This is a genomic window from Acinetobacter sp. LMB-5 (genome assembly GCF_001541635.1).
GTDB classification, from domain to species: Bacteria; Pseudomonadota; Gammaproteobacteria; order Pseudomonadales; family Moraxellaceae; genus Acinetobacter; species Acinetobacter pittii.
In genome coordinates this window covers 320,382-333,257 of record NZ_LRDR01000003.1, presented here as the reverse complement: position 1 = coordinate 333,257, position 12,876 = coordinate 320,382, and the positions used below count along the sequence as shown (strand labels likewise).

Here is a 12,876-nt window from a genome sequence, read left to right as displayed (position 1 = left end):
AAAAGTCACGCAATTATTTTTTCATGAATCTCTATGAAAGTTTGATCAATTTATGATATACGTAATTTATTGGAAAAAAATTACGTGACACGGATGAGAATAATCATATGTCAGCACAAGAGCAAGGAAACCTGAAACATGGTTTGAGTAATCGGCACATCCAGCTTATTGCATTGGGTGGGGCGATTGGCACAGGGCTTTTTCTTGGTATATCACAATCGATTAAATTAGCAGGTCCATCGGTCATCCTCGGTTATGCCATTGCAGGATTTATTGCTTTTTTAATGATGCGTCAGCTTGGTGAAATGGTGGTAGAAGAGCCAGTTAGTGGATCTTTTAGTCATTTTGCCTACAAATATTGGGGACCATTTGCAGGGTTCATGTCAGGATGGAACTATTGGGTACTCAATGTACTCGTCTGTATGGCAGAACTAAGCGCAATTGGTCTTTACATTCAATATTGGTGGCCGCAAATCCCGACGTGGGCATCTGCTTTAGCCTTCTTTGTCTTAATTAACGGCATTAATTTGCTACACGTTAAGTTTTTTGGCGAAATGGAATTTTGGTTTTCTATTGTCAAAATCTTAGCAATTCTTGCAATGATTGGCTTTGGTTCATATCTACTTGCAACAGGCACAGCAGGTCCACAGGCAAGCATTTCAAACCTTTGGGCACTTGGCGGTTTCTTCCCGTTCGGTGTTGAAGGCTTAGTGATGGCAATGGCGGTCATTATTTTTGCTTTTGGTGGTATTGAGCTTTTCGGTATTACTGCAGCTGAAGCACGTGACCCTGATAAAACTTTACCTAAAGCTGTGAATCAAATTATTTATCGTATTTTGATTTTCTATATTGCGACGCTTTTTGTTTTATTCTCGCTGTTCCCATGGAACCAGATGGCACAAGGCGGAAGTCCGTTTGTAATGGTCTTTGCTTCTTTAGATAGCCAAGGCATTGCAACGTTATTAAACTTTGTCATTTTGACTGCTGCTGTTTCAGTTTATAACGGGACAAGTTATTGCAGTAGCCGTATGTTGTTAGGCCTTGCGCAACAAGGAAATGCACCAAAAGTATTTGCACGTATTAATAAACGCGGTATTCCAACCAATGCAGTGATCCTTTCTGCGGCAGTCACTATTTTATGTGTACTGTTAAATTATATTTTCCCTGAAAAAGCATTTGGTTTACTCATGATGCTGGTGGTTGCAGCGATTGTAATTAACTGGGTTGTAATTTCATGGACGCATTTAAAATTCCGCAAATATATGCAGCGCCAAGGGCAAACAACGAAGTTCCCTAGCTTTATGTATCCGTTTAGCAACTATCTATGCATACTGTTTATGCTGGGTATTTTGGTCGTGATGTCTTTAACACCAGATATGCGTGTTGCGGTCATGATGATTCCTGGCTGGATCTTGTGTTTGATGGTGGCTTACCAATTTAAACGCCGAAAATTAAAAGCTGAGCAGTCTGTACCTGCCTTAGAAGCAGATATTTAATAAATTATTGAGTTGTATCTAAAAAGGGCGTCTGACAGGCGTCCTTTTTTATTTTTAAAATTTAGCAACAGAAATTAAAGGATTTTATTATTGTTATAATATAACATTTCATTAATTTAATGATGAGCAATTTTCCCATTTTTGGTGAAGATAGAGCATATTTATGAAGCGTTATTTCGGTTTAATTTTCTTATCTCTCACAGCATGTAGCACTCAAACACCCAAGCCAACAACCCCTCTGCACACCCGGACCTCTTTACCTCAACCTACAAAAACAGTAGTCAAAATAAAGCCTCAACCCGAGGCGTATGTTGCGTGGTTAGCTTCAGCAGACCATCGACAGGCTGTACAAGCTTACAAGCAATTTCTTAAGCAAAAGGGACTTGCAGATTTAGTGCCAGACCATGAATTATTAAGCTCAGCTCGCGATTGGCAAAAATGTGGAGTTGAGCCTTACGCGGTGCCACCACGGGAGATTTGGTCCAATATTGTTCCGACGCTTAGCATTTTAAAAGCGTTAGTTGATGATGGCGTAATTAATGATTTTGAAGTGACTTCGGTCTACCGAGCGTTGTCTCTAAACCGCTGTGCAGGTGGTGCTGATGCTTCCCGACATGTCTTTAATGCAGCGCTTGATTTTAGAATTGGGCCAGAACAGCCGAGTGATTTAGACCAGTTCAATATTCAGCAAACTAAAACCAAACTTTGTCAGTTTTGGGCCACAAAAGGCCAAGCTTTTAATATGGGACTAGGTGTTTATGCTTCAGGACAAATCCATATTGATAGCCAAGGATTCCGTGCATGGGGGCCTGACCATCACTATAGAACCTCAATTTGTCAGGGACTATAAAAGCAATTTTTTCAACGACTAAGTAAATTGATTTAAACAAAAGCGGAATAAAAACTTGATCAATAGTTATGTTATAACATAACATTATTGTGGTTTAGAAATAGATTACGCCTGTGATCTGGCCATACCTAGATGGCCAGCCATGATCAGTTTAAATATTATTCGAAGAGATCAAGCCATGCGCACTGCAATCGCCAACTCATTTGCCAAGCTTCCCGTCACTGTTTTATCAGGCTTTTTGGGTGCAGGAAAAACCACATTACTCAACCATATTTTAAATAATCGTGAAGGCCGCCGTATTGCCGTGATTGTCAATGATATGTCTGAGGTGAATATTGATGCGGCATTAGTACGCGAAGGTGGGGCAGAGCTTTCAAGAACGGATGAAAAGCTGGTTGAAATGAGTAATGGCTGTATCTGCTGTACGTTACGAGAAGATTTACTGATTGAGGTGAGACGTTTAGCCGATGAAGGGCGCTTTGACCAGTTAGTCATTGAGTCAACTGGCATTTCAGAACCGTTACCTGTGGCAGAAACCTTTACCTTTGAAGATGAAGATGGAAACTCACTCAATGAGTACGCTCGACTCGACACCATGGTCACGGTAGTCGATGCTTTTAATTTCTTTAAAGATTACAGTTCAGTTGACTCCCTACAACAACGTGGCGAATCATTAGGTGAGCAAGATGAAAGAACTGTAGTCGATCTTCTTATTGATCAAATCGAGTTTTGTGATGTAATCGTGCTGAATAAAATTGATTTGATTGATCAGGCTCAGCAAGACCAGCTTATCGCAATTTTAAAAACATTAAACCCGCGTGCCCGAATTGAAATTGCTCAATTTGGAAAGATTGCCTTAGATAAAATCTTAGATACACAGCTCTTCGATTTTGATGAAGCTGCACAAGCACCAGGTTGGTTAAAAGAGTTACGCGGCGAGCATACCCCTGAGACTGAAGAATATGGAATCAGTAGCTTTGTTTACCGTGCGCGTCGACCTTTCCATCCAGAGCGTTTTTATGATTTGGTTCAGGCTGAATGGCCGGGAGTCGTGCGTTCTAAAGGCTTTTTCTGGTTGGCTGCCGAACCGACATTGGCCTATTCATGGTCACAAGCAGGTGCAATGGCTCGACACGGCTTGGCAGGTTATTGGTGGGCCGCCGTTGCAGAAGAAGACTGGCCGAGTGACCTAGCCAGCATTGAAGAAATTAAGAAAAATTGGGATGCACGCACAGGAGATGCACGTCAGGAACTGGTTTTAATTGGTATGCAAATGGATGAGCAAGCTTTAATACAACGCTTGGATCGCTGCTTGTTAAGTGATGAAGAAATGGCTTTAGGACCACAAGTTTGGCAGAACTGGCCTAATCCTTTTAAACAAGAAGATGAAACCATGTTGATCGCTTAATTAAATAAGCCCCTATTTTAAAGGGGCTTATTTTTATGATTTGTCTTTAATAAAAACCTTTCGAATGTAGCTGTTAAGCGGTGTGGAATAATATTTTTCAATCGCTGCGCTGATGATAAAAGTCAGAACCAAATAGCCAATTAAAAGCATAATTTTGATGCTAGAGTCGGTTTGGGCCGGAATAAAAGCAACCTTCATAAGGCCCAATACAACCAGATGAAACAAATAAGTTTCGTAACTTCTTTGCCCTAACCAGACCATCACTTTGGTAAATAGGTTATGCGCTTGCGGTTCGGAAGGATGCTGAAAACACAAAATAAGTAAGCCTGTAGCAAAAGCAAATAAGCTGATACCCCATGTACTGACTTCTTTAATTGGTGCATATAAATATAGAGCGGTCATACTCAAAATAATTAACCATGAAAGAGGTTTTTTATAGGGCCAATTTGGCTGATATTTATGAGAGAAAATGGCAGTTAAACAGCCAATTGCTATACCATCAAAACTTGAAAAATAATGATATAAATAGGCACCGCTTTCTTCTCCAAAATGCAAAGACCTAAAATAAGGCCCATATAAAATTACGCCAATTAGTACAGCAACAAAGACCTTATTACTACGCGTAAGTAAGCACAATAATGGAAAAACAAAGTAAAAAACTTCTTCTACAGAGAGCGACCACAGCACTCCCAAAGCGTAGTTTACCCAACCGAATTTAATAATCAGGATATTCATCCAGAAGGTTAAAGCTGCAAATATGGTTAAAGGATAAGAGACCTCAATGCCATTTGGTGCTTGGTTCATAAAGGGTTTTAAGTCAAACGAACCAAGTATACTTACACCTAAAATGAGTAATACCAGACACGGTAAAATACGCGCTGCCCGTCGGATATAAAAATGCTTGAGGTTAATTGCGGAAAATTTTTTATCTCTTTTTAAGGTGTGATGAGTAATTAAAAAACCCGAAATCACAAAAAACATGGTGACGCCATAATTTCCGTTTCTTGCGATGACTGTGCTAAATGCTTCACCTAAAAAATCAAAACCTAACCATGTATCTTTAAGTTTATAGGGAATATTAAAATGATGTAAAAGAACCAAAAGGATAGAGATTCCTCGAAGAATATCTATTTTATAATTACGCATTCGATGTGCTTCCAGTTTTATTAATATACTGTGTGGCAGAAGAATACTATCGATCAGTTATTTTAAATAAAAGTTTTAAGCATCATTTCGTAAACCCGAAAAAATGATATTTTTGTTTTCTTGGATGGGGCACTGGCTTACCAGAAATAACTATTAAATAAATATTGATAAAATCCTAATATATTTGAATTTCTCTACATAAAACTTTAAATTAGCTCTTATCGAGCTATGTTTATTTTTTAAACTTTTTAAAATCTATTTATTTCATAAATTAACATGTTGTATGTGGTTGTATATACATAGCATGTCAACTAAAATACTTTTTTGCCTGCCGCCTTTTTGAGTATTTGTTATGCCCAGAACATCAAAACAAGAACATGCTGAGCTTTCGATTGAAGCTGATAGTCCAGTTCCTTTATATCAACGCGTCAAACAACTGATTTCACAAAAGATTTATGAAGGCTCGTGGGCTGTAAATAAAAAAATTCCTTCGGAAAGTGAACTAGTTAATCAACTTGGCTGTAGCCGTATGACGGTAAACCGTGCGCTACGTGAGTTAACAACAGAAGGCTTACTCGTTCGAATTCAGGGCGTTGGTTCTTTCGTAGCTGAAGGGCAAGGCCGAACTGCACTTTTTCAAATTAATAATATTGCTGATGAGATTATTGCACGAAACCATAAGCACCACGCTGAAGTTTTAGTCCTAGAACAAGTTTATGCAAATGCAGAGCAAAGCGTGTTAATGCAGACTCGTGAAGGGCAAAGATTATTTCATTCGATTATTGTGCATTATGAAAATGATGTACCTGTTCAGGTCGAAGATCGTCTGGTTGATGCAGCGCTTATTCCAGATTATTTAGAACAAGATTTTAAAACCATTACTCCAAATGCTTACCTCATGGCAAAAGCACCCGTGACAGAAGGTGAACACATTGTTGAGGCCGTTTTAGCATCTCCTCAAGAGTGCAAGTGGTTGAAGATTACTAAAGCTGAACCATGTTTACTTATCCGTCGCCGTACATGGTCAAATAAACAACTCATTTCAAGTGCACGATTAATTTATCCGGGCAGTCGCTATTATCTCGAAGGGAAATTTAACCCATGATTGAATTGATCAGGGCCGATCAATATACAAAAATGCTTTGGAAAAACGGTGCGGGTTTCACTTTAGAAATTGCCAGAAGCCAAGGTGAGGCTGACTTCGATTGGCGCATTTCGATGGCAGACGTGACCACTTCCGGGCCATTTTCGTTATTTCCCAATAAGCAGCGCATTATTAGCGTACTTGATGGACAGGGCATGGTATTGCATGTCGATGATCTTCCTGCCAAAACGCTGAACCAAGGTGATATTTTTGCTTTTCATGGTGAGAGTCAGGTCCAAAGTGAACTGGTTGACGGGGCAATTCGGGACTTAAATTTAATTTATGATCCCGCAAAGTTTCATGCTCGTTTTCAGTGGTTGAAGGATGCAGCGGAACAGGCATTTATTAGCTCGGCAGATCTAATTTTTATTTTTAATCATGGTGGTGAAACGGAAGTGAATGTTGATGATCATTCCTTTCAGATTGCTACTCATGAGACTTTAAAAATTGAAAAAAATAGTGGGGTAACATCGGTTCATTTTACTCAAACTCAAGCAAAAAGTTGTTATGTTATTGAACTAATTCAACGTTAAAAATTAAGTAATTTGCTTATTTAAAAGCACATGTCTAGTGAAAAGATATGTGCTTTTTTTATGCTTGATATAAAAATAAATTAATTTAATTCAAAATCTTATTCAATTTTTTTAAAAAAATATGAGTCACCCTCTTCACGCCGAAAAATATTTGTGTAGTATGTAGATGTATATACAAGTTAATACATTACTATACAAATGCAGAAACAAGTGATGTTCTGCTGATGTAAGCTCAAAGGAAGGAGTCCGCCTGTGACAACAATGACAACAAAATTTCGTGATGTAGAAATTCGTGCGCCACGCGGCACTGAATTGACGGCTAAAAGTTGGTTAACTGAAGCTCCATTACGTATGTTGATGAATAACCTTGATCCGGACGTTGCTGAAAACCCGAAAGAGTTGGTTGTATACGGTGGTATTGGCCGTGCAGCACGAAACTGGGAATGTTTCGACAAAATTGTAGATACTTTAAAAAATCTTGAAACTGATGAAACGTTATTAGTTCAATCAGGTAAGCCAGTCGGTGTATTTAAAACTCATAAAGATGCACCACGCGTTTTAATTGCAAACTCAAACCTTGTACCGCACTGGGCAAACTGGGAACACTTCAACGAATTAGATGCAAAAGCTTTGGCTATGTATGGTCAAATGACAGCAGGTTCATGGATCTACATTGGTAGCCAAGGTATTGTACAAGGTACTTATGAAACTTTCGTTGAAGCAGGCCGCCAACACTACAACGGTGATTTAAAAGGCCGTTGGGTTCTTACTGCAGGTTTAGGTGGTATGGGTGGCGCTCAGCCTTTAGCTGCAACACTTGCAGGTGCGTGTTCTTTAAACATTGAATGCCAACAAGCAAGTATCGATTTCCGTTTACGTACCCGTTATGTAGACGAACAAGCGACTGATTTAGACGACGCTTTAGCGCGTATTGACCGCTATACAAAAGAAGGTAAAGCAATTTCAATTGCGCTTCATGGTAACGCTGCTGAAATTTTACCTGAGCTTGTACGCCGTGGTGTACGTCCAGACATGGTGACTGACCAAACAAGTGCACACGATCCACTTAATGGCTACTTACCAGTAGGCTGGACTTGGGATGAATACCGTGCACGTGCGAAAACTGAACCGGAAGCTGTTGTAAAAGCTGCAAAACAGTCGATGGCGAAGCACGTACAAGCGATGCTTGATTTCCAAAAAATGGGTGTTCCAACATTTGACTATGGTAATAACATCCGTCAAATGGCGAAAGAAGAAGGTGTAGCAAACGCTTTTGATTTCCCAGGCTTCGTACCTGCATACATCCGTCCATTGTTCTGCCGTGGTATTGGTCCATTCCGTTGGGCAGCGCTTTCTGGTGATCCAGAAGACATTTATAAAACAGATGCCAAAGTTAAAGAGTTAATTCCTGATGATGAACATTTACATCACTGGTTAGACATGGCACGTGAACGCATTAGCTTCCAAGGTTTACCAGCGCGTATTTGCTGGGTTGGTCTAGGCTTACGCGCAAAACTTGGTTTGGCATTTAACGAAATGGTTCGTAGCGGTGAATTATCAGCTCCAGTTGTGATTGGTCGTGACCATTTAGACTCAGGTTCGGTTGCAAGTCCAAACCGTGAAACTGAAGCAATGCAAGACGGATCAGACGCAGTATCAGACTGGCCTTTATTAAATGCGTTGCTCAATACAGCAGGCGGCGCAACTTGGGTGTCTTTACATCACGGTGGTGGTGTAGGTATGGGCTTCTCTCAACACTCAGGCGTTGTGATTGTGTGTGATGGTACAGATGAAGCTGCTGCACGTATTGCTCGCGTACTGACCAATGACCCTGCAACAGGTGTTATGCGTCATGCCGATGCAGGTTATGAAATTGCGATTAACTGTGCGAAAGAGCAAGGCCTACACTTGCCAATGATCACGCAATAAAAATATACGGAAGAACTGGCGGTGCTTTTTGCAATTGTGAAAAGCACCGTCTCAGCAGAATATAGTGCAAAAAATTAGGAAGCCAACATGGAATTATTAATCCAACCGGGAAAACTAACCTTAGCCGATTTACGTCAAGCGTACCTCAACCCGATCAAAGTTAAATTAGATGAAAGTGCTTCATCTGCAATTAATGCAAGCGTGGCTTGCGTTGAGAAAATTGTAAATGAAGGACGTACAGCTTACGGCATTAATACAGGCTTTGGCTTACTTGCTTCAACCAAAATTGCTCCTGAAGATTTAGAAAAATTACAGCGTTCATTGGTTCTTTCGCATGCGGCAGGTGTAGGTGAAGCACTTGATGATGCAATGGTTCGTTTAATTATTCTATTGAAAGCAAATAGCTTGGCGCGTGGTTTCTCTGGTATTCGTCGTAAAGTGATTGATGCTTTGTTGGCTTTAATTAATGCCGAAGTTTACCCACATATTCCACTGAAAGGTTCAGTAGGCGCTTCAGGTGACTTGGCACCACTTGCACACATGTCTTTAGTGTTACTTGGTGAAGGTAAGGCGCGTTATAAAGGTGAATGGTTACCAGCAGTTGAAGCTTTAAAAGTTGCAGGCTTAGAACCTATTTCTTTAGCAGCTAAAGAAGGTTTAGCACTTTTAAATGGTACACAAGTTTCGACCGCTTATGCTTTACGCGGCTTATTTGAAGCGGAAGATTTATTTGCAGCTGCAACAGTTTGTGGTGGCTTAAGCGTTGAAGCAATGCTGGGTTCACGTGCACCATTTGATGCTCGTATTCATGAAGTACGTGGTCAACGTGGTCAAATTGATGTAGCTGCGGCTTATCGTGATCTCTTAACAGACTCGAGTGAAATTGCACATTCACACGAAGACTGTAGCAAAGTTCAAGACCCATACTCTTTACGTTGCCAACCACAGGTGATGGGTGCATGTTTAACCCAAATCCGTCAGGCTGCTGAAGTACTAGAAATTGAAGCGAATGCTGTATCTGATAACCCGCTTGTTTTTGCTGAACAAGGTGACGTGATTTCTGGTGGTAACTTCCATGCAGAACCTGTAGCAATGGCGGCCGATAATCTAGCTTTGGCAATTGCAGAAATTGGTTCACTGTCTGAACGTCGTATTTCGATGATGATGGACCGTCACATGTCACAACTTCCACCGTTCTTGGTGGCAAATGGTGGTGTTAACTCGGGCTTTATGATTGCTCAAGTTACCGCTGCTGCTCTTGCAAGTGACAATAAAGCGCTTGCACATCCGGCAAGTGTTGATAGTTTGCCGACTTCAGCGAATCAGGAAGACCATGTATCAATGGCTCCGAATGCGGGTAAACGTCTTTGGTATATGGCTGACAACGTCCGTGGCATTTTAGCTGTTGAATGGTTAGGCGCTTGTCAGGGTCTAGACTTCCGTGAAGGCCTAAAAAGCTCGCCTAAACTTGAACAAGCTCGTAAAATCTTGCGCGCTCAAGTGCCTTACTACAGTGAAGACCGTTTCTTTGCTCCTGATATTGAGCAAGCAAGTGAATTACTCTCAAGCGGCTGCTTAAACGAGTTAATTATTCCAAAACTACTCCCTAGTTTATCTGAAGTGTGATTGAAAAAACGGTCACATGGAGTGGCCGAATCTAACTAAATATCCTCAAGGATTGGAGATTATAATGTCACAAAACTCCACACTACAGCGGGGTTTAAACACCCGCCACATTCGTTTCTTGGCATTGGGCTCAGCAATTGGAACTGGGCTTTTCTATGGTTCGGCAACTGCAATTAAAATGGCAGGGCCTTCAGTATTACTGGCGTATATCGTTGCAGGGATTGCAATTTATATCGTTATGCGCGCATTGGGTGAAATGGCTGTCCAAAACCCTGTCTCTGGTTCATTTAGCCACTATGCATCACAGTACATTGGTCCATTGGCTGGCTTTACGACAGGCTGGACTTATGTTTTTGAAATGATCATTGTGGCGTTGGCTGATGTCACTGCTTTTGGTATTTACATGGGGTTCTGGTATCCCGATGTACCACGGTGGATCTGGATTTTATCCCTGATTATGTTCTTGGGTGCAATTAACCTCATTCACGTTAAAGTCTTTGGCGAACTCGAGTTTTGGCTTTCTATTGTCAAGGTGAGCGCCATTGTTGCCATGATTTTAGGTGGAATCGGTTTAATGTTCTACGGCTTCCATGCTGACCATAGCAGTGTGGTACCGGGTATTCAAAACTTATGGATTTATGATGGCTTTATGCCGCATGGGATTGCAGGCTTAGTTGCATGTTTATCTGTGGTTGTATTTGCTTTCGGTGGTATCGAAATTATTGGTATTACAGCAGGTGAATCACAAGATCCGAAAACCACCTTACCTAAAGCAATTAATGCAGTTCCAGTACGTATTTTACTTTTCTATGTGTTGACCATTTTTGTACTGATGTCGATTTTCCCATGGAATCAAATTGGTAGCCAAGGTAGTCCATTTGTACAGATTTTTGAGAATTTGGGCATTCAATCAGCAGCTACAATTTTAAATATTGTCGTGATTACTGCTGCTGTTTCAGCGATTAATAGTGATGTATTTGGTGCTGGTCGTATGCTTTATGGCATGGCAAACCGTGGTCAAGCGCCTCGAGTTTTCCAGAAATTATCACGTAATGGTGTGCCATGGATGACTGTAGTGGTTATGGCTGGCGTGCTATTAATTGGTGTAGTGCTGAACTACCTGATTCCTGAAAATGTATTCATGATCATTGCCTCAATTGCAACTTTCGCAACCGTTTGGGTGTGGCTCATGATCTTGCTTTCGCAAGTCGCGATGCGCCGTAAGTTGTCTACTGCTGAAATTAAGGCATTGGATTTCCCCGTTATTGGTTGGCCGTATGCTCCTGCGTTTGCAATTGGTTTTATGGTATTCATTTTAGTCATGATGGGTTATTTCCCAGATTCACGCCCTGCAATTTATGTCGGAATCACATGGCTTGTTCTGTTAATGATCGCTTATCGTATTTGGGTCAAACCTCAGCAAAATTCGGGAAAGCAAAATAATTCAATTCCGCAAAATATCGAGATAGAAAGCTAACAAGTCAACTGCCCAATAGCTTTACTGTTGGGCAGTTTTGAGGAAAGGCGAATGAAAAAACTTTGGCAAAATTGCCACATTGCGACCATGCAAAATGGGCAATATTCCTATATTGAAGATGCAGCAATAGTCACAGAAGGGCATCTGATTCACTGGATTGGAAAACAACAACAACTTCCTGCCGACACTTATTCCGAAACAGTTAATTTAAATGGCGCTTGGGTAACCCCGGGGTTGATCGACTGTCATACGCATAGTGTTTTTGGTGGCAACCGTAGTGTTGAGTTTGAAAAACGCTTGCAAGGTGTGAGCTATGCTGAAATTGCAGCAAGCGGTGGTGGTATTGCCAGTACAGTGCGTGCAACGCGTGAAGCCAGCGAAGAACAATTACTAAGCTCAGCACTTAAGCGTATTCGCTGTATGCAAAAAGACGGCGTTACAACTATCGAGATCAAATCTGGCTACGGACTCAATTATGAAAATGAACGCAAGATGCTGCGTGTGATCCGTCAAATTGGTGAAAAATTACCAATGACGGTCAAAAGCACATGTTTAGCTGCACATGCGTTACCACCAGAGTACAAAGACCAAAGCGATGCTTATATCGAGCATATCTGTACAGAGATGTTGCCTAAACTACATGCTGAAGGTTTAGTCGATGCAGTAGATGCATTCTGCGAGCATTTGGCATTTTCACCAGCTCAGGTTGAACGTGTTTTTAAAACGGCACAATCATTAGGTTTGCCCGTTAAGCTCCATGCTGAGCAACTCTCATCGCTAGGTGGCTCAAGTTTGGCAGCACGTTATCATGCTTTGTCGGCTGACCATTTAGAGTACATGACCGAAGATGATGTTAAAGCCATGGCAGAGTCGGGCACGGTTGCAGTGTTATTACCGGGCGCTTTTTATCTATTGCGTGAAACACAATACCCACCGATTGAAAGTCTCATTAAACATGGAGTGCGTATTGCGCTATCGAGTGATTTAAATCCGGGTACATCTCCAGCACTTTCTTTACGTTTAATGCTCAACATGGGCAGCACACTTTTCCGCTTAACGCCTGAGCAAGCATTGGCGGGTGTCACCATTCATGCTGCACAAGCGCTCGGTTTAGAGCAAACACACGGCAGTTTAGAGCAGGGTAAAGTCGCTGACTTTGTGGCTTGGGATATTGAGCATCCATCTGAAATAGTTTACTGGCTGGGCGGAGATTTGCCTAAGCGAGTCGTTCAGCATGGACAAGAAGTTATTTTTTAGACGGTGGCAT

10 protein-coding genes are annotated in these 12,876 nt (G+C 41.2%); 9 read left to right on the top strand and 1 reads right to left on the bottom strand.

From position 1 onward, the window contains the following. Window positions 1-107 precede the first annotated feature (107 nt). From AW165_RS05010 to zigA, 3 genes are all read left to right on the top strand, one after another. A complete protein-coding gene (locus AW165_RS05010) occupies window positions 108-1,496 on the top strand; it encodes an amino acid permease (RefSeq protein WP_002119258.1) in 1,389 nt (462 codons plus the stop codon). Window positions 1,497-1,659: 163 nt separating this feature from the next. Next, on the top strand, window positions 1,660-2,346 hold the full coding sequence (locus tag AW165_RS05005; RefSeq protein WP_060465139.1) for a D-Ala-D-Ala carboxypeptidase family metallohydrolase: 687 nt from the start codon (window positions 1,660-1,662) through the stop codon (window positions 2,344-2,346). Window positions 2,347-2,488: 142 nt separating this feature from the next. Then, window positions 2,489-3,754, top strand: a complete 1,266-nt coding sequence (zigA, locus tag AW165_RS05000) for a zinc metallochaperone GTPase ZigA (RefSeq protein WP_081410546.1) — start codon at window positions 2,489-2,491, stop codon at window positions 3,752-3,754. A 33-nt stretch (window positions 3,755-3,787) separates the two neighbouring features. On the opposite strand, the gene AW165_RS04995 is transcribed toward zigA, so the two are convergent. Next, the gene (locus tag AW165_RS04995; RefSeq protein ID WP_060465138.1) at window positions 3,788-4,900 is read right to left on the bottom strand and encodes an acyltransferase family protein; all 1,113 of its coding nucleotides are present in this window, start codon (window positions 4,898-4,900) and stop codon (window positions 3,788-3,790) included. A gap of 352 nt (window positions 4,901-5,252) precedes the next feature. On the opposite strand from AW165_RS04995, the gene hutC reads away from it, so the two are divergent. The 6 genes from hutC to hutI all read left to right on the top strand — a co-directional run bounded on the left by hutC (window position 5,253) and on the right by hutI (window position 12,866). Continuing rightward, complete coding sequence (gene hutC / locus AW165_RS04990; protein WP_032052367.1) at window positions 5,253-6,005, top strand: histidine utilization repressor; 753 nt, start codon at window positions 5,253-5,255, stop codon at window positions 6,003-6,005. Then, on the top strand, window positions 6,002-6,577 hold the full coding sequence (locus AW165_RS04985; protein ID WP_060465137.1) for a HutD family protein: 576 nt from the start codon (window positions 6,002-6,004) through the stop codon (window positions 6,575-6,577). The genes hutC and AW165_RS04985 overlap by 4 nt, the downstream gene beginning before the upstream one ends. A 261-nt stretch (window positions 6,578-6,838) precedes the next feature. Continuing rightward, entirely contained in the window at window positions 6,839-8,506 is a 1,668-nt protein-coding gene (gene hutU, locus AW165_RS04980) for a urocanate hydratase (protein WP_014207979.1), read from the top strand. Between the two features lie 87 nt (window positions 8,507-8,593). Next, complete coding sequence (gene hutH, locus AW165_RS04975; protein WP_000421598.1) at window positions 8,594-10,132, top strand: histidine ammonia-lyase; 1,539 nt, start codon at window positions 8,594-8,596, stop codon at window positions 10,130-10,132. A gap of 64 nt (window positions 10,133-10,196) precedes the next feature. Continuing rightward, window positions 10,197-11,609 carry an amino acid permease gene (locus AW165_RS04970; protein ID WP_005804358.1) on the top strand — a complete coding sequence of 471 codons (1,413 nt, stop codon included), beginning with the start codon at window positions 10,197-10,199 and terminating at the stop codon, window positions 11,607-11,609. Between the two features lie 51 nt (window positions 11,610-11,660). Further along, on the top strand, window positions 11,661-12,866 hold the full coding sequence (gene hutI, locus AW165_RS04965; RefSeq protein ID WP_060465136.1) for an imidazolonepropionase: 1,206 nt from the start codon (window positions 11,661-11,663) through the stop codon (window positions 12,864-12,866). Window positions 12,867-12,876 lie beyond the last annotated feature (10 nt).